Origin of the sequence: Tritonibacter sp. AK171, assembly GCF_030127025.1 — a bacterium.
In the GTDB taxonomy this organism is placed as follows: Bacteria; Pseudomonadota; Alphaproteobacteria; order Rhodobacterales; family Rhodobacteraceae; genus Epibacterium; species Epibacterium mobile.
This window is the reverse complement of record NZ_CP126134.1, coordinates 1,783,595-1,802,809: the sequence shown is the minus strand read 5'-3', so window position 1 is coordinate 1,802,809 and position 19,215 is coordinate 1,783,595. Positions and strand designations below refer to the sequence as shown.

At 60.1% G+C, this 19,215-nt stretch carries 20 protein-coding genes; 12 read left to right on the top strand and 8 right to left on the bottom strand.

Translation table 11 applies throughout. From position 1 onward, the window contains the following. The first annotated feature begins 180 nt into the window (after positions 1 to 180). The 3 genes from QNI81_RS08550 to QNI81_RS08540 all read left to right on the top strand — a co-directional run bounded on the left by QNI81_RS08550 (position 181) and on the right by QNI81_RS08540 (position 2,242). Positions 181 to 321 (top strand): hypothetical protein, encoded by a 141-nt coding sequence (locus QNI81_RS08550; protein ID WP_168576660.1) that lies wholly within the window; start codon positions 181 to 183, stop codon positions 319 to 321. 150 nt (positions 322 to 471) lie between these two features. Beyond that, positions 472 to 1,689, top strand: coding sequence for an RSP_2647 family RNA methyltransferase (locus tag QNI81_RS08545; protein ID WP_283966240.1), 1,218 nt, complete (start codon positions 472 to 474; stop codon positions 1,687 to 1,689). Positions 1,690 to 1,699: 10 nt separating this feature from the next. Next, positions 1,700 to 2,242, top strand: coding sequence for an RSP_2648 family PIN domain-containing protein (locus QNI81_RS08540; RefSeq protein ID WP_283966239.1), 543 nt, complete (start codon positions 1,700 to 1,702; stop codon positions 2,240 to 2,242). A gap of 92 nt (positions 2,243 to 2,334) precedes the next feature. Here QNI81_RS08540 and QNI81_RS08535 read toward each other — a convergent pair whose 3' ends face one another. Next, the gene (locus QNI81_RS08535) at positions 2,335 to 3,321 is read right to left on the bottom strand and encodes an LLM class flavin-dependent oxidoreductase (RefSeq protein ID WP_283966238.1); all 987 of its coding nucleotides are present in this window, start codon (positions 3,319 to 3,321) and stop codon (positions 2,335 to 2,337) included. 90 nt (positions 3,322 to 3,411) lie between these two features. Further along, positions 3,412 to 4,098 carry a M48 family metallopeptidase gene (locus QNI81_RS08530; RefSeq protein ID WP_225263319.1) on the bottom strand — a complete coding sequence of 229 codons (687 nt, stop codon included), beginning with the start codon at positions 4,096 to 4,098 and terminating at the stop codon, positions 3,412 to 3,414. Positions 4,099 to 4,216: 118 nt separating this feature from the next. On the opposite strand from QNI81_RS08530, the gene QNI81_RS08525 reads away from it, so the two are divergent. Together QNI81_RS08525 and QNI81_RS08520 are read left to right on the top strand one after the other, a co-directional pair. Further along, positions 4,217 to 5,374: a beta propeller repeat protein gene (locus QNI81_RS08525; RefSeq protein ID WP_283966237.1), complete on the top strand. Its 1,158-nt coding sequence runs from the start codon at positions 4,217 to 4,219 to the stop codon at positions 5,372 to 5,374. Between the two features lie 238 nt (positions 5,375 to 5,612). Next, positions 5,613 to 5,978 (top strand): hypothetical protein, encoded by a 366-nt coding sequence (locus QNI81_RS08520; protein WP_168577406.1) that lies wholly within the window; start codon positions 5,613 to 5,615, stop codon positions 5,976 to 5,978. 183 nt (positions 5,979 to 6,161) lie between these two features. Here the strand turns inward: QNI81_RS08520 and QNI81_RS08515 are convergent, their stop codons facing one another. The 4 genes from QNI81_RS08515 to QNI81_RS08500 form a co-directional block, all read right to left on the bottom strand. Next, positions 6,162 to 7,346 carry a vWA domain-containing protein gene (locus QNI81_RS08515; protein WP_283966236.1) on the bottom strand — a complete coding sequence of 395 codons (1,185 nt, stop codon included), beginning with the start codon at positions 7,344 to 7,346 and terminating at the stop codon, positions 6,162 to 6,164. A 20-nt stretch (positions 7,347 to 7,366) separates the two neighbouring features. Beyond that, positions 7,367 to 7,534, bottom strand: a complete 168-nt coding sequence (locus QNI81_RS08510; RefSeq protein WP_046002334.1) for a hypothetical protein — start codon at positions 7,532 to 7,534, stop codon at positions 7,367 to 7,369. 116 nt (positions 7,535 to 7,650) lie between these two features. Continuing rightward, the gene (locus QNI81_RS08505; protein ID WP_283966235.1) at positions 7,651 to 9,078 is read right to left on the bottom strand and encodes a DUF2927 domain-containing protein; all 1,428 of its coding nucleotides are present in this window, start codon (positions 9,076 to 9,078) and stop codon (positions 7,651 to 7,653) included. Between the two features lie 188 nt (positions 9,079 to 9,266). Next, positions 9,267 to 10,106, bottom strand: a complete 840-nt coding sequence (locus tag QNI81_RS08500; RefSeq protein WP_009178991.1) for an AAA family ATPase — start codon at positions 10,104 to 10,106, stop codon at positions 9,267 to 9,269. Between the two features lie 187 nt (positions 10,107 to 10,293). Here QNI81_RS08500 and dksA point away from each other — a divergent pair, with 187 nt between their 5' ends. Together dksA and QNI81_RS08490 are read left to right on the top strand one after the other, a co-directional pair. Continuing rightward, complete coding sequence (gene dksA, locus QNI81_RS08495) at positions 10,294 to 10,716, top strand: RNA polymerase-binding protein DksA (RefSeq protein ID WP_005634254.1); 423 nt, start codon at positions 10,294 to 10,296, stop codon at positions 10,714 to 10,716. Positions 10,717 to 10,810: 94 nt separating this feature from the next. Beyond that, the gene (locus QNI81_RS08490) at positions 10,811 to 11,980 is read left to right on the top strand and encodes an FAD-dependent monooxygenase (RefSeq protein WP_283966234.1); all 1,170 of its coding nucleotides are present in this window, start codon (positions 10,811 to 10,813) and stop codon (positions 11,978 to 11,980) included. 171 nt (positions 11,981 to 12,151) lie between these two features. Here QNI81_RS08490 and xth read toward each other — a convergent pair whose 3' ends face one another. Continuing rightward, positions 12,152 to 12,958 (bottom strand): exodeoxyribonuclease III, encoded by an 807-nt coding sequence (xth, locus tag QNI81_RS08485; protein ID WP_110363367.1) that lies wholly within the window; start codon positions 12,956 to 12,958, stop codon positions 12,152 to 12,154. Between the two features lie 357 nt (positions 12,959 to 13,315). Between xth and QNI81_RS08480 the strand changes: the two genes are divergently transcribed. The 3 genes from QNI81_RS08480 (at position 13,316) to QNI81_RS08470 (ending at position 15,663) form a co-directional block, all read left to right on the top strand. Then, positions 13,316 to 13,531: a DUF6749 family protein gene (locus QNI81_RS08480; protein ID WP_005629194.1), complete on the top strand. Its 216-nt coding sequence runs from the start codon at positions 13,316 to 13,318 to the stop codon at positions 13,529 to 13,531. A gap of 87 nt (positions 13,532 to 13,618) precedes the next feature. Then, positions 13,619 to 14,683, top strand: coding sequence for a DUF6902 family protein (locus QNI81_RS08475; protein ID WP_502999393.1), 1,065 nt, complete (start codon positions 13,619 to 13,621; stop codon positions 14,681 to 14,683). Continuing rightward, positions 14,680 to 15,663: a DMT family transporter gene (locus QNI81_RS08470; protein ID WP_126137229.1), complete on the top strand. Its 984-nt coding sequence runs from the start codon at positions 14,680 to 14,682 to the stop codon at positions 15,661 to 15,663. The genes QNI81_RS08475 and QNI81_RS08470 overlap by 4 nt, the downstream gene beginning before the upstream one ends. Before the next feature lie 30 nt (positions 15,664 to 15,693). Here QNI81_RS08470 and QNI81_RS08465 read toward each other — a convergent pair whose 3' ends face one another. After that, positions 15,694 to 16,017, bottom strand: a complete 324-nt coding sequence (locus tag QNI81_RS08465) for a HesB/IscA family protein (protein WP_009178672.1) — start codon at positions 16,015 to 16,017, stop codon at positions 15,694 to 15,696. 90 nt (positions 16,018 to 16,107) lie between these two features. Between QNI81_RS08465 and QNI81_RS08460 the strand changes: the two genes are divergently transcribed. Then, complete coding sequence (locus QNI81_RS08460) at positions 16,108 to 17,250, top strand: deoxyguanosinetriphosphate triphosphohydrolase (RefSeq protein ID WP_283966232.1); 1,143 nt, start codon at positions 16,108 to 16,110, stop codon at positions 17,248 to 17,250. A gap of 166 nt (positions 17,251 to 17,416) precedes the next feature. Further along, positions 17,417 to 19,159: an arginine--tRNA ligase gene (gene argS / locus QNI81_RS08455; protein WP_283966231.1), complete on the top strand. Its 1,743-nt coding sequence runs from the start codon at positions 17,417 to 17,419 to the stop codon at positions 19,157 to 19,159. Positions 19,160 to 19,215 lie beyond the last annotated feature (56 nt).

Here is a 19,215-nt window from a genome sequence, read left to right as displayed (position 1 = left end):
CGCCTCTCGCTAAGATTTGCTGGGCCATACTGCGGCGGCGCCCCGTGACTAAGTACGCGCCCTCAAACGTAGTTAACAACTCCTTAAAATGTACGCATTGCGCCAGATTTCTGCCCTGTTTCGCGCTCAGAAGGGCAGTGTAAACAGTTCGGGCCTATCGTGCCCCCAAAGGAGGTTATCGTGCGTATCACATCTGTCGTTGCAGCAGGCATTCTGGGATTGATCCTGACAGCTTGTACCGCAACGGATCAACCGAGCCGAAACGCATTTTCTGAACCACTGACCTATATCGCACCTGCGATTGCTCCGTTTCCGGGGTAATCCTCGCGCAGGTCGAATAGCGACACCGATAACTGAACCTGCCACGCCCGGCATCCCGTCTGAGGGCATGGCGACATCGGCGGTGAAATCATCGCCGCGCGCCTTCGTTTTCTCACTTGGGGCGGGCAGGGACTCGGGGTATGTGGAGCCATGACAGATGCATCCCTGACCCCGCCCACACGCCCGCGCGTGAAGATGAAGCCCAAATCCAATGCCCGCGCCATCCGCCACGGCTTTCCTTGGGTCTATGCCAACGAACTGGTGACCGACCGGCGCACCAAGAAGCTCGCGCCCGGCAGCCTCGCGGTGCTGGAGGATGAGGCAGGCCGCAGCCTCGGGCTGGTGGCCGTAAACCCCGAGAGCAAGATCATCGCCCGGATGCTGGACCGCAACCCGGAGGCGCAGATTGATGTGGCGTGGTGTGCCGTGCGCCTGTCGCGGGCACAGGAATTGCGCGCCCAGCTTTATGATGCGCCGTTCTATCGTCTGGTGCACGCCGAAGCCGATGGTTTGCCCGGCGTGGTGATCGACCGTTTTGGCGACACATGCGTGATGCAACCCAACGCGGCTTGGGCAGAGGCCCATCTGGAGGCTTTGGCGCAGGCGCTGGGCGAGGTCACTGGCTGCACGGTGATCCTGAAAAACGCCTCCGGGCGCACCCGTGGGCTTGAGGGGCTGGACGATCAAAATGCGGTGCTGAAGGGCGCGGCCCCCGAGGCACCGGTGCCGGTTGAGATGAACGGGGCCACCTATATGGCGGATCTGACGGGCGGGCAGAAGACCGGCCTGTTTTATGACCAGCGCGACAACCACGCCTTTGCCGCGCGTCTGGTGGCGCCGGGCGCACGGGTGCTGGATGTGTTCTCTCACGTGGGGGGCTTTGGTCTGGCGATGCTGGCGGCGGGCGCGGGGCATGCGACCTGTGTCGACGGTTCTGCTGCCGCGCTTGATCTTGCGACAGCGGGTGCCGCGGCCTCCGGCCACGGCGACAGGTTTCAAGCCCGTCAAGGCGATGCCTTTGACGTGCTGGCGGCCCTTGGCGCGGAGGGCGCGCAATTTGATGTGGTGGTCTGTGATCCACCCGCATTTGCGCCCTCAAAACAAGCGCTTGAGGCGGGGATGCGCGCCTATGAGCGGGTGGCAAAGCTGGCGGCCCCTCTGGTCAAGCCCGGCGGGTATCTGGGTCTGTGTTCCTGCTCTCATGCGGCGGACCTGACCCGGTTCCGCAATGCTTCGGCACGCGGGATCGGCAAGGGTGGGCGGCGTGGGCAGCTCTTGCACACGGGCTATGCGGGCGCGGATCATCCGCAGATGCCGCAACTGGCCGAGAGCGGCTATCTGAAGGCCGTGTTCTTCCGTCTCGATTGAGGGCTTACCTGTGAAGCTGCTGCTGGACACCTGTGTGCTCTACCCGACGGTGATGCGCGAAATGCTGTTGGGGGCAGCGCGGGCGGGGCATTTTGTGCCGCTCTGGTCGGCGCGTATTCTGGGCGAGTGGGAACGGGCAGCGGTCAAACTTGGCCCCACCGGTGCGGCGCAGGCCAAGGCCGAGATTGCGCTGTTGAATGCGGGCTGGCCAAAGGCGGCGGTCGCGGCCAATTCGGGCCTTGAGGCGCGTCTGTGGTTGCCGGATGAGAATGACATTCACGTGCTTGCCGCTGCGATTGCAGGGCATGCGGATGGGATCGTGACCGTCAACGCAAAGGACTTTCCCCGCCAGACGCTGGCGGAGGAGGGGCTGACGCGCAGTGCGCCGGACGAGCTGCTCTATGACTTCTGGCTGAAAGATCCCCAAGGTATCGAAGCCGTGGGTCAGGCGGTTCTGGCAGAGGCGAACCGACTGTCCGGCGAGGTCTGGCAGATGCGGGCGCTGTTGAAAAAGGCGCGCTTGCCACGTGTTGCCAAGGCTTTGGGTCAATAACAAGGCCACGTCCGACCGAGAGGTCGGACAGCCCCCGACCCTCCCCATGGGAGGGGGCTTTACCCCCACCCAGGCTCGGGGGCTGTCCTTTGTCAGCTATTGCCCAAAATCTCTGCCGCGATCTCGAAGGAGCGCAGCCGTGCGTCGTGATCATGGATCTGCCCGGTCAGGATCACCTCATCCGGCTGATAGGTCTCGATCAAACGCGACAGGTCTCCGCGCACCGTCTCCTTTGATCCCGTCGCCGATATGGTCAGTGCTTGATTGACCCCCGCCAGGATCTCCGGCGTCAACACATCCGCGATATTGTCCACGGGCGCCGGCAGCTTGCCGGGCATGCCCAGACGCAGGCGGGCAAAAGCCTGCTGCATGGTGGTGCGCAGCCGCTCGCCCTCGGCATCGCTCTCGGCGGCAAAGACGTTGATCGCCAGCATCGCGTGGGGTTCTGCGAGGGTCGGTGAGGGGCGGAACTGGCGGCGATAGACTTCAAAAGCCTGCTCCAGCGCTTGCGGCGCAAAATGCGAGGCAAACGCGTAGGGCAGCCCCAGTGTCGCCGCAAGCTGCGCGCCGTAAAGGCTCGACCCCAACATCCAGACCGGCACCTGCGTGTTCTCTCCGGGGATGGCGCGCAGATTGCTGCCTTCACGCTGCGGCCCGAAATAGGAGATCAATTCCTGCACGTCCTGCGGAAACCGATCCCCGGAGTCCTGCAACCCGCGTCGCATCGCGCGCATCGCCGCCATATCGGTTCCCGGTGCGCGCCCCAGACCAAGGTCGATCCTTGGGCCATGGATCTCGGCCAATGTGCCAAAAGCCTCCGCCACCATGTAAGGCGCGTGATTGGGCAGCATGATGCCCCCCGCGCCGATGCGCATGGTGGAGGTCGCCTGCGCGATATGGCCGATCATCACCGCCGTTGCGGCGCTGGCAATACCGGGCATGTTGTGATGCTCCGCCAGCCAGTAGCGGTGATAGCCCCAACGCTCCGCGTGTTGCGCCAGATCGGCGCTATTGGCAAGCGCCTGAGCGGTGGTGGACCCTTCTGGCACCGGGGCGAGGTCGAGGACGGAATAGCGCATAAAAACCTTCTCCTTGCAGGAAGGTTTAGGTGGGGATGCCCTTTGAGCGGAACAAGGGGCAGGCGCGGAATTATTTACCCGGTCCGATTGTCAGGCGTTGGTCCATTTGCCTTCGAGACGTTCAAGCGCGGCAATGCGCTCATCCGTCTTGGGGTGGCTCATCAGCCATGCAGGGGCCATGCCCGCGCGGGAGTTGGTGAGCTCCTCCAGCTTGCGAAAGAGGCTCTTTTGCGGCTCCACGCCGATCCCGGCCTTGGTCAGAAGGGCGGCGGCATATTCGTCGGCTTCGTATTCATCGCCGCGCGACAGACGCGCCGCCAGAAGACTGGTGAGAACACCCGCAATCCACGGGCCGACAAAGGGAATATAGCGCCCGATCACCATCATCAGCACCGTGCGCAGCGCGTTCTGGCCAGAAAAATCGATCATCCGTTTCTTGGCATGCCCCAGTGCCACATGGCCCAACTCATGCGCGATAACGCTTGTCAACTCCGCGTCGGTGACCTCGCCGTTCTGGAACTTGCGATAAAATCCACGGGTGATGAAGATGCGCCCATCGGGGGCGGCGAGGCCGTTCACCGGGTCGATCTCATAGATGTAGACCGGGATACGCGGCAACTCCAGCGCGGCGGCAAGCCGGTCGGTCATACGTTTGAGATGCGGATCGGCCAGCTCGGTCGAGCGGGCATCAAGTTCGCGGTGGGTGCGCCAAACGGACAGGCGGTACATCACCAGCCCGTAGATCACCGCCAAAAGGATGGGAGTCAGTCTCAGCATGAACCTGATATGGGCGGGTTTCGGCTCTGCGGCAAGCGGTTCGCGTAATTTTAAAGGGGCCGCATGCCATCGCCATGTTACCCTAGGGTACAGTTCTGGCGATACGGGAGGGGGAAGCATGGACGGCACGGTCACGGTACTGGTGGGCACGACCAAGGGCGCGTTTATGATCGACGGAGGCACGGATCGGACCGGGTGGCACGTACGTGGCCCGTTCTGTGAGGGCTGGCCGATCAATCATGTGGTCGGCGATGCCGAGAGCGGGACGATCTGGGCTGGTGGCGGCAGCGAGTGGAATGGGGCCGGGATCTGGCGCTCATCGGATCATGGCGAAAGCTGGCAAGTCGCGCGCCTCACCCGAGGCACTACTGATGATTGGGCCGAGAAGGATCCCGATTTTGCGGCAATGATCGGCTATGAACCCGTCGATCTGCCCTTTGGCAGTGATTTCCAGCAGATTTGGTCCATCGGGATCGGGCAGGGGGTGCTTTATGCGGGAACGAAACCTGCGTCATTGTTGCAAAGCCGCGATGGCGGCGAGAATTGGACCCTTGTTGAGGGGCTGAGCCATCATCCCTCGGCAGGCAGCTGGAACCCGGGCGCGGCGGGGCTGGTGCTGCACACGATCCTGACCGACCGGGAGCGCCCGTCGCATTTATGGTGCGGGATTTCGGCTGCCGGTGTTTTTGCGAGCGAGGATGGCGGTGAGACATGGGAGCAGCGCAACCGGATGTCCAATGCGGAAAGTTGCGCGCATCACGACCACCCCGCAGCGCCGCGCGATGGCGAGACCGGGCATTGCGTTCATAACATGGTGCGTGCTCCGGGAGATAATGAGCTGATCTATCAGCAAAACCACCACGGGGTCTGGAAGTCGCGCGATGGTGGCCGCAGTTGGGAAGACATCAACGCGGGCCTGCCTTCGACCTTTGGGTTTCCCATCCATGTGCATCCCCGAGACCCGGACACGATCTGGACGCTGCCATTGAATGGCGACATGCTTGGGCGGTTTCCTCCAGATGCGGCGGCAGCGGTCTGGCGCTCGCGCGATGGGGGCGAGAGCTGGCAGGATTGTCGGGGCGGGCTGCCGCAGGAGGGGTGTTTTTTCACCGTGCTGCGTCAGGCCATGGCAGGCGATCGGCGTGACCCGGCAGGGGTCTATTTTGGCACCAATTCCGGATCGGTCTTTGCCAGTTTCAACGAAGGCGACCAATGGCAGGAGATTGCACGCCACCTGCCCACGATCCTGTCGGTTGAGGTGCTGGACCGCATTTGAACTGAGTTGCGGCCAGTGAAACAAGGGAGGTGTGGCGCTTTGCTTTGCAAATCGCGCTGGGGCGGCGGCCGCGCCTTTGGCGCGGCCGCCGCCCGGCCCAACGCTTTTGATGCAGGCTTTGCCTGTGTTGAAAGGGGCGGGAGCCTTCCCGATACCCCAATGCACCGCGACATTTGTTCCTATAGCGCCCTTGCCGGGGTCGGTGTTCACTGCTGGTGACTGAGCAGGAGTTGACCCGATGAATGTCTTCATATTGAGTGCGGCGGCGTTGGCTGCAGTCTGGACTTTGGTGCATGGGATCGTCGGGGGGCGGCAATGTGCGCGGCCCCTTGCGGCGGATAAGCGGCTCATCCCGGTCGTGCGCGAAACGGTTCTATTGTGCTGGCATCTGGTGACCGGAGCACTGGCACTGATGGCGTTGTTTTTATGTCTCGGCGCGTTTGGGCGCACGGACATGGCGCTGGCGGGGATACTGCTGGCAGCGGTGACCGCAGGCATTGGCATCGCAGTGCCGCCCTTGCGCCGGGTGTCCTATGGGGTGTTACCGCAAGGGTGGCTTTTTGTGCCGGTGGTCCTGTTGGGGGCGTGGGGGCTCTGGGGATAGCATTGGCCCTGTGCCCCTAAGGCATGTGGCAGCAGAGCTGACCTATTGTTTCGTGCGCGAAACATTGGGGCAATAGGGCTGATACTTTTTGTGGGCCAGTAAACTAAGCGCTCCCCCAAATGCGGGTTGAGATTTGAGAGAGTGTAGCTTTTACAGAGCGTTAAGACATATTTCTCACGTCATTCAACGTGTCAGTTCCCGCATACCGCGCTCCAGCCCGTCGAGCGTCATCGGTACCATGCGATCCTCAAAAATCTCGCGGATCATCTGGATGGAATGGGTGTATTCCCAGTATTTCTCCGGCACCGGATTGATCCACAGATGCGAGTTCCACTGCGCACGGGCGCGCTCCAGCCAGACCTGACCGGCCTCCTTGTTCCAGTGCTCATTCGCCCCGCCGGGATAGGCGATCTCATAAGGAGACATCGACGCATCGCCGACAAAAATACATTTGTAATCCGGCCCATAGGTCCGCAGCACCTCATGGGTTGGGGTCTGCGCATCCCAGCGACGGCGATTGTCGCGCCACACACCCTCGTAGAGGCAATTGTGGAAATAGTAATATTCCAGATGCTTGAACTCGCTGCGGGCCGCGGAGAACAACTCCTCCACCAGCTTGATATGCGGATCCATCGACCCGCCCACATCGAGAAACAACAAGACCTTTGCGGCATTGTGGCGCTCTGGCCGGGTTTTCACATCGAGATAGCCGTTTTCCGCCGTGGCGCGAATGGTGCCGTCAAGGTCCAACTCTTCGCGCGCACCCTCGCGAACCCAGCGACGCAGACGCTTGAGCGCCACTTTGATGTTGCGCGTGCCTAGCTCAACATCGCCGTCTAAGTTCTTGAATTCACGCTTATCCCAGACCTTAACCGCTCGCTGGTGGCGGCTTTCTTTCTGGCCGATGCGCACACCTTCGGGGTTGTAGCCATAGGCGCCAAAGGGCGAGGTTCCGGCGGTGCCGATCCATTTGTTGCCCCCCTGATGGCGGCCTTGTTGTTCCTTCAGGCGCTCTTTCAGGGTTTCCATCAGCTTGTCAAAGCCACCCAGAGCTTCAATCTCGGCGCGTTCCTCGGCCGAGAGATGTTTCTCCGCCATCTTGCGCAGCCAGTCCTCGGGAATGTCCACGGCCTCCATCACCGCAGAGGCGGGGATCTGGTCGAGCCCTTCGAAGGTGGCGGCAAAGGCGCGGTCGAATTTGTCGAGGTTGCGCTCGTCTTTAACCATCACCGCGCGGGCGAGATAGTAAAACGCCTCCACGTCATAGGTGGCCAGCCCCGCCTTGAGCCCTTCCAGAAACGCAAGATATTCGCGTAATGAGACCGGAACGGCGGCGGCGCGTAGGTTCTCAAAGAAGGGCTGAAACATGAGGTCTCCGTTGTCTTAGGTCAGACCAGCATGCGGTGGGTGATGATGGTGCCGAACAGGCCGAGGATACCAAATATCATGCCGTAGACAGCCCCGTATTGCAGCATATCGGCGAGATTGCCGCCACGTTTGCGGGCCTTGAAGGCGCCAAGGGCTGCACCGAAGAACAGGGCGATGATGACGATCATAAGAAACAGGTCCAGAGTTCGGGGTGTTCTGGCCAGCGGCAGGGCCGGGATGGCTGGAACGACCGTTTAGGGGTCTTTGGCCTGCATATAGCCCGGCTTTTGACCGGGTGCCAAGGTCAGCGACGCGCGGATGGGTCTGCTGCGGCAACCTCGCGCAGGGGCAGGGTCGGCAGAGCATCGGCTCCATTGCCATAAAGCGCCCAGCCTGCGCTCTCTGATCGGAGAGCAGCGGCGGTGGGTTTGTCGCCGCGGCTCTCGGCGATATGGGCCTTGAGCGACAAAAGTGTCGCCATCTGAGCCGCGTTCTGACTGGTTTGAGCGGCCGCGTAGGCGGCGTCGATCAACTGTTCCGCCCGTGCGGTGTTTCCGGCGCGCAAGGCGTAGGCCGCAAGGCGCGATTGGTTCAATGCGCGATGCGGCGCGGTGTCCGGACCGGAGCCGAGATAGTTCAGAGCGGTGCGAAAATGCGCTTCGGCCTGTTCCGGGGCGGTGGCTTGCAGGCTGCGCCCGATCAGGAAATGCCCAAAGGCGCGGCGATGATCCTGCCAGCCTTGTTCACGCGCGATTTGCGCGACAGTGTTTGCGGCGCGAACCCGTTGGGCGCGGTTGGCAAATCCCCCCAAGGCGGTTTCCACCGCAGTAATCCACGCACGCGGTGTTGCGGGCAATGGGGCAGAGCGCCGGTGCTGTCCCGCAGGATTGAGCCGCGCAAGGATCGCCGGCAGGAGGGCGGCGACATCCGCGCGGTGCATTCCGGTTTTTAGGGCCGGATCATAGGTCGCGCGCAACATCAGCATGTCAAACCCGGTCAGCACCGCATGGACATTGTCGTCGTTAAAGACCGAATCCGGCAGGCGATAGAGATCATTGAGCGGCCCAAGGGCCTGTGCCAGTTCCTCATGCAGACAATCCCGCAGCTCTTGCGGGTTCACATCATTGGGCACGAAGATTGCAAGCCGTTCGCGGCTGCGCAGGTTCTTCCAGTCGGTTTGAGGCTGGCGTCGGGTGCGGCGATATTCCTCGATCGAACTGACATTGGGCACCACAAAGCAGGCCGCGTGGGGCAAGAGACGCTGAATACGGTCGCGGCTGACGGCCTCGATTGTGATGGAGGCGGGCACATCACTTGCGGGACGCAGGTTGATCCTGAGACCGGCTTCATTGCGCAGGCGCGACAACAGCGCCTCCAGATCCGGGCGCAGGGTGGCGGGCGCTTTGCCGGTGATGGCGACAGTTACAGGCGTTTCAAAGCGGGTGAAGACAGGCATCTCGGTGCCACCTTCCAGCCGGAAGCTCAGATCCAGAAAATCCCGCGCCATATCGGAGTTGGACCGCTGCGGCGGCGATGCGGCGCGGGTCGGGAAGGTGCGAATGGGCGGCAGATCCATGGTCAGCGACGCGGAGGCACGCGACGGAGGCGTGTCGGCGGGGCCACAGGCCACTACAAGCGCACAGCCCAAGAGCAGCGCTTTGGGGGTCAACGCGCCCCCTGCGCGCCGCTTACGCTGAGGCGCTCCGCTGAAGGAATAGAGTTTCAAATCCACATTTCCGTTCCGCCTCACCAGCAACCGGGAGAGGGTCCCGGCGAAAACACTGAGTATGACCAAGAATTGGGCAAAAATTTGAAGGGACCGCAACTTCCGCCAGCAAATGGCATCAGAGCGGTGGCGGGTGTCGTGAATTTACCGCAAGTGCAGCCTCTGCCATGGATCGATTGGGAAAAGCTGCGCGCTCAGCGACCGCGACGGGCCATGAAGGCGAGGCGCTCAAACAGATGCACATCCTGTTCGTTCTTCAGGAGCGCGCCGTGGAGTTTCGGCAGTGCATTGGCACCATCTCGTTTCAGATCCTCGGGGCTCAGGTCTTCGGCAAGCAAGAGCTTCAGCCAGTCGATCACCTCGGAGGTGGAGGGTTTTTTCTTCAAGCCCTGGGTGTCGCGGATCTCGTAGAACTGCGTCAGCGCGGCGGACAGCAGGTCGGGCTTGATATTGGGGTGATGCACCTCAACGATCTTTTTCATCGTCTCGGCATCGGGGAAGCGGATGTAGTGAAAAAAGCAACGGCGCAGGAAAGCGTCGGGCAGTTCTTTTTCATTGTTGGAGGTGATGATCATCACCGGGCGGTGCTTGGCCTTGATGGTTTCGCCGGTCTCGTAGACGTGAAACTCCATCTTATCAAGTTCTTGCAGCAGGTCGTTGGGGAACTCAATATCGGCCTTGTCGATCTCGTCGATGAGCAGCACGACCTTCTCGTCTGCCTCAAACGCCTCCCAGAGCTTGCCTTTCTTGATGTAGTTTTTCACGTCGTGGACGCGTTCCTCGCCCAATTGGCTGTCACGCAGACGTGAAACCGCATCATACTCATAAAGTCCCTGCTGCGCGCGGGTGGTGGATTTCACGTTCCACTCGATCATGCGCAGCCCTAGGGCGTCTGCGACCTGTTTGGCGAGTTCGGTTTTGCCTGTGCCCGGCTCCCCCTTGACCAGTAAGGGGCGCTCCAGAGTGACGGCGGCATTGACTGCCACTTTCAGGTCTTCGGTTGCCACATAGTCCTTAGTCCCCTGAAATAACATGAACTCTCCCTCCGGTTGCGCCACAGTATTGCCGAATTGGTATGCCAGGGTCCGGTATAATCATAGCGCGCAACTATTGTGTAGTGACATTCGCGGCACTTGGGATTAAACGCTGCGGCATGGGGGAGCCAGGATGCTTGGAAAATTTGAAGAGACCAAGATTATGGGCCAGACCGAAGGAGCCGAAATGAAGCAGGACGTGTTTCTGCCGGAGGACTATCGCCCGGCCGAAGACGAGCCGTTTATGAATGAACGGCAGATGGAGTATTTTCGTCGCAAGTTGTTGAATTGGAAAGCCGAGCTTTTGGATGAAAGCCGGGATACCATCGAGGGCCTGCAGGAAAACACCCGCAACATTCCAGACGTGGCAGATCGTGCAAGTGAAGAGACCGACCGGGCTCTTGAACTGCGCACACGCGACCGTCAGCGCAAGCTGGTGGCCAAGATCGACGCCGCGATCCGCCGGATCGACGAGGGGGAATATGGCTATTGTGACGTGACCGGAGAGCCGATCTCTTTGAAACGTCTCGACGCCCGCCCGATCGCCACCATGAGCCTTGAGGCCCAGGAACGGCATGAGCGGCGCGAAAAGGTCCATCGCGACGACTAAAATTATAGTCATCCACAAGTTTATAAAGCGCCGGGTCTTTTGCTCCGGCGCTTTTTTGTTATGAGCTTGCGTTCAGCAAGCAGGCATTGGGTGCATGGATTTCAAGGATATCAGGATAACGGTCATTGGTGCCGGGATTGGGGGCCTCGCGGTTGCCTATCTGCTGCAACGGTTTGGGGCGCAGGTGACGGTGCTGGAGCAGGCCGAGGAAATATCCGAGGTTGGCGCAGGTCTGCAGGTCACGCCCAATGGGGTTGCGGTGTTGCAGGCGATGGGGCTTGCTGATGATCTGGCGTGGTGCTCGCAACGCGCCCGCGCCGTGGTGTTGCGTCATCACCGTGAGGGGCGCGAGGTGCTGCGCCTCGATCTGGATCAATACGCCCATGACTTGCGCTATTATTTTGTGCATCGCGCCGATCTGATCAATCTGCTGGCGGATGCGGTGCGCCGCTCCGGCGCGCAGGTGCGTTTGCTGCAAAAGGTAAATTCAGTGGTGCCGGGCATGCGCCCGACGGTGCAACTGGCCAATGGGGCCAAATGCTGCGCTGATCTGGTCATCGGGGCGGACGGGCTGCACTCCCGGGTGCGACCGACGCTCAATTCATCAACCGCGCCAAAGTTTACTGGCCAAGTGGCATGGCGGGCAACGGTGCAAAACCGGTTTGATCTGCCGGCAGAAGCGCAGGTCTTTATGGGGCCGGGGCGGCATCTGGTGGCCTATCCGTTGAAAGACGGCTCTTTGGTCAATCTTGTGGCGGCTCAGGAGCGGCGGCAATGGGCGGAAGAAAGCTGGAGCCACGGGGATGACCCCGAAAATCTGCGGCAGGCGTTTGCGATGTTCGGCGGCCTTGCGGCGGAGATGCTGGCGGATGTGCGCGACGTGAAGCTCTGGGGGCTGTTTCGGCATCCGGTGGCGCAGGTGTGGGGGCGTGACGGTGTGGCGCTCTTGGGGGATGCGGCACATCCAACGCTGCCCTTTATGGCGCAAGGGGCCAATATGGCGCTGGAAGATGCCTATGCTTTGGCGGATTGCCTGTCTGCGGCGGATGATTTGGAGGCGGGATTGGCAGCCTATCAGACCCGTCGCCAATCGCGCGCTGCCAAAGTGGTCGAAGCAGCGAATGGCAACGCGTGGAAATATCACCTGCGCGCGCCCCTGAGTTGGCCTGCTCATCAGATCTTGCGTGTGGCAGGGGCGCTTGCCCCGCAAAAAATGGTGAGCCAGTTTGACTGGATCTATCGCCACGACGAGACGGCGCACTAGTCACTTCTGAATTTGATGAGGAGTTTCGCTTTGGGCTTTGCCCAAAGCGACGAGCGCCGCGCAGGCGCGCCCGAAGGGCGCGCCTGCGCGGCGCTCGGCCCAACGGGAGCGGGCGCATTTTAATGCTGTCCGCGACGGGCGGGAGGGCGCCCGCTGTGCGCGATTATTGTGTCAGAGATCCAGATCTACCCAGATCGGTACGTGATCAGAAGGTTTTTCGCGGCCGCGAATGTCTTTGTCGATTTGGCAGTCGCGCAGCAGATCTGCCGCCTGTGGTGTCAGCAGGAAATGGTCGATGCGGATGCCATCATCGCGATTCCACGCCCCTGCCTGATAGTCCCAAAAGGTATAATGGCCGGGTCCACGGGTGCGGGCGCGAAAGGCTTCGGTGAAGCCAAGGTTCACGATACGCTGAAAGGCGGCGCGGCTTTCAGGGCGGTGCAAGGCGTCCTCGCGCCAGGCTTCGGGGCGTTTGGCATCCTCTGCCTGGGGGATGATATTATAGTCACCCGCCATCAGCGCGGGCATCTCTTCTGCCATCAACTCTGCGGCGCGCGCCTTCAGGCGCTCCATCCAGCCGAGTTTATATGCATATTTACCGCCGGCAACCGGCGTGCCGTCGTCGTTCAGTTCGACCGGGTTGCCATTGGGCAGATAGAGGCCGCAGATGCGGATCGCTTGTTTGCCTACCACTGTGGCCTCGATCCAGCGCGCCTGTTCGTCACTGTCATCGCCGGGGAGGCCGCGTCGCACATCCTCCAGTGGCAGTTTTGACAGGATCGCCACCCCATTGAAGCTCTTCTGACCGTGGGTCTCCACGTTATAGCCGCGCTCTTCAAACATCTCGCGGGGGAAGGCTTCATCAACGGATTTGATTTCTTGCAGCACCGCGACGTCGGGCTGGGCTTCATCAAGCCAGTCGGCCAAGGCGTTCACACGGGCCTTGATGCCGTTGATGTTGAAACTGGCGATCTTCATGGCGGCCTCCGTTCTGCGCGTCTTCCTGTCTATCGCCGAAATCCGTCAGTGCCGCAAGCAACAGCACCCCGAAGGGCAATCGCAGGCCATAGAGAATCACCCGCACCGGGGGAAGCCGCAAGTTTTCCTGTGCAACCAAGGGTATACATCATTTGGTTTTGCAATATTGAGCGTGTGAACAAACCTGTGTAATTTCTGTGAATAACTTAAATAGCTTTGATGAATCAATTGGATGTTAATAAAAATTAAGGAAGAGTGAATGCGTTTAAATGTGAGGGATGTTGAAATTCTCTTGTTTTATTTTTTTGAGGTGGCAGGTTTTTAGATGTTGATTGCTCGGAAAGAAGGAGAAGTTCCGTGGTTGCACTGAAGAAATCCGTCGTAGAAGTTACCGTTGAAACGGGCGCATTTGCTGGTGAAAATGTCGGGCTCGTAAGCTCCACATGTCTCGATGGCAAACATGAAGGCGGTCACGTATCGCTTTATAGTTCCACATGTATTTCTGCCTCCGCAACGGATGCATTGGCAGGCGATGCGACCCAGATGGTGTCTTCGACCTGCATTGAAAGCTAAGCGCTCGCTTGGCTATATCTGAATATGTCTCGTGATCCGGTTTCCCCGGGTCACCGAGGCAATCTCTTTACGTCCTGAGAGGTATTCATGGGGCAGGTACTTTCTTTTTCCAATGCACGTCTGAATAAAGCCAGAACCGGTGTGTCTGGGTTATTGGAATCTTTTGGTTCATTCCGAAGAGATCCGTTGGATGTATTGTGGTTGAAAGAAAATGCAGAGCTTCTCAATGTTTTAGAAACCACAGATTGTAATATATCCGAAGGCGGTCTGGAGCCACTGCTTCCTTTTTATGAAGGCAGCCTCCGGCATCTGAATTTTTTCCGTCAGTATTACCGGTTTATTCTGTCGATCTGCCTTGATCTCGAGGATCTGGGCGTCCCCGGACAACGGGGCGAAGTTATGGCTGAATGGATTGCCAGCCAGAATGTGGGCGCGCATGAGCTGTCGGATCTGCAACGGGGCGAGGCGCGCAGGTTGCTGGCACGGCGCGGCGTTGAATTGCGCGATGTAGAGGGGCTTGATGACCGTCTGCGCGCCTTTATGCGGCGCACCTCAGGCTTTGCGGTGCCAAATCGCAAGGCGGCTTATGAGCTCACGCATGTGGTGTTTTACCTCACAGAATATGGTCGCAAGCCGCTGCAACTGGAAGAACCAGAGCGTCAAAGCCTATTATTTGCCGGTTTGATTGCGTTTTTGGATCAGGATTCCGATCTTTTGGCCGAAATTTGTATTGCTCTTACGTTTTGTGATGAGCAGCCGCCGCAAGATTGGTGCCATTGGCTGGAGCAGCAAACACAGCGATTTACCCTGCAATCCGTTCCGGGGCGGGTCGGTCACGATGACTACCATCCCTACCTTATGTGCAACTGGTTTCAACTTCTGGTTGGACGCACGGGTTTTTCTGATGCAGACTGCAAAGGTACGGTTGTGATTGAAGGGCCGGGGCGTCCCGGTGCGTTGCGAGGCATGTCGATGGCACTCTATACCCTGTTGGATCAAGCGCCCGGATCTTGGGCGCGGGTGCGCGAGCCGCTGCTGCAATCGCTCAGTTCTGAAGAAGGGGACGTGCTGCGTCGCGCCGAAGAAAGCACTCATGTGTTCGAACCTTTCTTTGAGACATTCTCTCGGTTCGGCCAAGTGGGCAGCGCATGAATGCCATCACCGCAGGGGTGTTGGCTGTGTTGCTCTACACGGGGCTGATTGCCGCTGCGGATGGGATCGTAAAGATGATGGCCGGGGGATTTGCCCCGGCACAATTGTTCGCGGTCTCCGGTCTGCTGGTTGCCGGGTTTTGCGCGATTGTCAGCCGGGTGCAGGGGCACCCCGACGGATTGCGGACCACCTGCAGGCGGGCCATGATGCTGCGTTCGGCGGCGACCGTTCTGTCCTGTACGTCGTTTTATCTCGCGTTTCGCTATCTGGCCCTGGCGGAGGTTTTTGTTTTTATCGCGCTGATGCCGCTGATGGCGGCGCTGATGTCCGGGGTGATCCTGAAGGAACGCATCCGTCCTGTAGTGTGGCTGGCGCTCAGCCTTGGGGTCGTGGGTATTCTGGTGATGCGCCCGACGGTGCAGGTGGGCGGTGTCATTGGTTCGGCTCTGGCGGTGAGTGGCGTGGGGTTTGGGACGCTGTCGATCATCATGGCGCGCTATATCAGCCGCTATGACAGCAATGTCTTGGCGCAGGTGTTTTACCCCAATCTGACGCTGGGCATTGTGATGATGTGCTTTTTGCCCTTCGTCTGGCGCCCGATGGAAGGCGCGGATGTCGGGTGGATCGGAGCCTATGCCGTATTGTTGTTTGGCGCGCGCTGGCTGCTGGTTCTGGCGCTGAGGCAATTGCCAGCCTACACGGTGACGCCGTTGCTTAATCTGCAATTTGTCTGGATGGCCCTGATCGGCTTGTTGTTCTTCGGCGAAGTGCCTTTTGTCTCGACCTATCTCGGGATGGCAGTGGTTGCGGCATCCGGGGTGTTTTTGGTCTGGGATCAGGCGCAGGGCACGCGCAGGGTGCCGGTGGCCACCGCAGTGGTCACGCCCAACGCCAGCAGACGCCGTGGCCGCCCTGAGGCGCGCGGCATCACCGAAGGGCGCAGTGTCCGGCGCGGTGGCGCGTGGCGGGCGGGGCGCTGAGCCCGCAGCACGCCAGCGATAAACTTCAGATTACATGGAAAAGGACGTACCGCAGCCGCAGCTGGAGGTGGCGTTGGGATTCTCAATCGTAAAGCGTGCGCCGATCAGTTCCTCGGTGAAGTCGATCACCGCGTTTTCCAAAAAGGGCAGGGAGATTTCGTCGACGACGACTTTCTGACCCTTGCCTTCGAGCACGAGATCATCCGCCTTGGGCGTGTCGAGCGCGATTTCATACTGAAAGCCCGAGCAGCCGCCGCCTTCGACCGCGATGCGCAGGGCCTGGCCCTGATCTGCTGCGCCGATCTCGGCGAGCCGGTCAAAGGCGCGATCCGTCACTTTTGGGGGCAGTTGCATGCTGGTTTTCTCCGATGGCGTGTTGCAGCGTCAGGTCAAATATAGAAAGGTGCGCGCGAGGCGACAAGATTTGCCGGGGAAAAGAAACACATGTACGCGCCCTATGCCACCATGCCCGACCGTTCGCGCGGGCGATCCGTTTCCGAGGAAGAGAGCAGTTTTCGCTCGCCGTTCCAACGGGATCGGGACCGGATTATCCATGCCAGCGCCTTTCGGCGGCTAAAGCACAAAACACAGGTCTTTGTCGAGCATGAGGGCGACAATTACCGCACCCGTCTAACCCATTCGATCGAGGTGGCGCAGGTGGGGCGTACGATTGCGGGGGCGCTGGGGCTTAATCAGGAGCTCACCGAGGCCGTGGCGCTGGCGCATGATCTGGGCCACACGCCCTTTGGCCACACGGGCGAGGATGCGCTGCATGAGATGATGGCGCCTTATGGCGGCTTTGATCACAATGCGCAGGCGATCCGCATCGTGACCGCGCTGGAAAAACACTACGCCGAATTTGATGGGCTGAACCTCACATGGGAGACGCTGGAGGCGATTGCCAAGCACAATGGTCCCGTGGTTGGCGAGCTGCCTTGGGCGCTGGCGGCCTGTAATAACGGGATTGATCTGGAGCTGCACACTCACGCCAGCGCCGAAGCGCAGGTGGCGGCATTGGCGGATGACATCGCCTATAACCACCACGATTTGCATGACGGTCTGCGCGCGGGCCTGTTCAACGATGACGATGTGTGCAGCCTGTCGATCATTGCGCCGGCCTATGCCGAAGTGGATGCAAAATATCCGGGCCTTGATAAGAGCCGCCGCCGCCATGAGGCGCTGCGCCGGTTCTTTGGGGTGATGGTGAGCGACGTGATCGACACGTCAAGGGCCAAGATCGCCGCCTCTGGCGCGCAATCGGTCGAAGAGATCCGCGCATTGGATCATGCGGTTGTGACGTTCTCGGATGAGGTCTGGGCTCAGTTGAAAGAGCTGCGGGGGTTTATGTTCACGCGGATGTACCGCGCGCCCTCGGTGATGGTGGTGCGCGAACGTGTGGCCGTGGTGGTGAAGGCGCTGTTTGCCTATTACCTTAAGAACACCATGGCGATGCCGGAGCGTTGGCACGCAGAAATCCGGAAAGCTTCGAGCGAGACGGACCGGGCGCGGATCGTCTCGGATTATATCGCCGGGATGACGGATCGCTTTGCGCTGCAGCTTTATGATGAGCTGGCGCTTGGGGCGTGATCTTATGACGTCTCTTGTGGTCATGGGGGATGCGAGGCTCTGCCTCGCGCTCCGGGATATTTGGGGTTAGAAGAGATGGGGGGACTGAGGGCAGGCCGTGCTAGGCGGTTGACCCTGAGCGCGCCCCTCGGTATCCGCAGAAGCTGATACCTATGGGACGCCAGATATGAACCTCTTTACCGATATCCGTACGCTTGTGATCGACAGTCTTGCGGCCATGACGGCCGAGGGGGCCCTGCCGGAGGGGCTCGATTTTGCCAATGTTGCCGTGGAGCCGCCCCGAGATGCGGCGCATGGGGATATGGCCACCAATGCGGCGATGGTTCTGGCGAAACCTGCAAAGATGAAGCCGCGCGATATTGCCGAGGCACTGGCTGCAAAGCTGGCGCAGGACGAGCGCATCGCCTCTGCCGAGGTGGCGGGGCCGGGGTTTTTGAACCTGCGGCTGGATCTGTCGGTGTGGCAGGGCGTGTTGGGCAAGGCGCTCCATGAGGGGGAGGCCTATGGCCGCTCTGACATGGGGCAGGGCAAACGGGTGAACGTGGAGTATGTGTCCGCCAACCCGACGGGGCCGCTGCATGTGGGCCATACGCGGGGTGCGGTCTTTGGCGACGCCTTGGCGAGCCTTTTGGATTACGCAGGCTATAACGTCACCCGCGAATATTACATCAACGATGGCGGCGCGCAGGTCGATGTGCTCGCCCGCTCCGCCTATCTGCGCTACCTCGAGGCCCATGGCCAGAGCGTGGAATTCCCCGATGGCACCTATCCGGGGGAATACCTGAAAGACGTCGGCGCGGCGCTGAAAGAGAAGTTCAGCGATACCTTTGTTGGACAGCCCGAGGATGTCTGGCTGGAAGAGGTGCGCGCGTTTGCCACCGAGATGATGATGGATCTGATCCGTGAGGATCTCGGCCTCTTGGGCGTGAAGATGGATGTCTTCTACTCGGAGAAATCGCTTTATGGCACCGGGCGGATCGAAGCCGCGCTGGAGAGCCTTGATGCCAAGGGCCTGATCTATGAAGGCGTGCTGGAGCCGCCGAAAGGCAAAAAGCCTGACGATTGGGAGCCCCGCGTTCAGACCCTGTTCAAATCCACCGAGCACGGCGATGATGTTGATCGCCCGGTGAAGAAATCCGATGGCGCATGGACCTATTTTGCGCCCGACATCGCCTATCACTATGACAAGGTCAGCCGTGGCTTTGACATGCTGATCGACATTTTTGGGGCCGATCATGGCGGCTATGTCAAACGGATGAAGGCGGCGGTTTCGGCGCTCTCTGATGGTCAGGTGCCGCTTGATATTAAACTCTGCCAGTTGGTGAAGCTGTTTAAGGACGGTCAGGAGTTCAAGATGTCGAAGCGGGCAGGGACCTTCGTGACCCTGCGCGATGTGGTGGATGCGGTGGGGGCGGATGTGACCCGCTTTATGCTGCTGACACGTAAGAACGATCAGGGCTTTGACTTTGATCTCGATAAGGCGCTGGAACAGTCCAAGGATAATCCGGTCTTTTACGTGCAATACGCCAATGCGCGGATCCACTCGACCCTGCGCAAAGCGCGCGAGGCGGGGATCGCCTGTGATGATGCGACACTGAACGCGGCGGATCTGAGCCAGCTTACACATGAGGCGCAACTGTCGGTTGCGCGGAAAATCGCCGAGTGGCCGCGTCAGGTCGAGATCGCGGCGCGCACCAATGAGCCGCACCGGATTGCGTTTTTCCTCTATGATCTGGCGTCGGATCTGCACGGGCTGTACCACCTTGGCAAATCTGAAGAAAGTTTACGATTTGTTAACGAGAGCAGCGAATCGGCAACACATGCCAATTTGGCGCTGGCGCGGGCTGTTTCCATTGTCATTTCCGCCGGGCTTGGTATTCTTGGCGTCAAACCGGCGCAGGAGATGTGACACCAAAGTCACCCGAACCGCCGGATCGAGGCAGATCAAGAGACCCAACGCGCAGA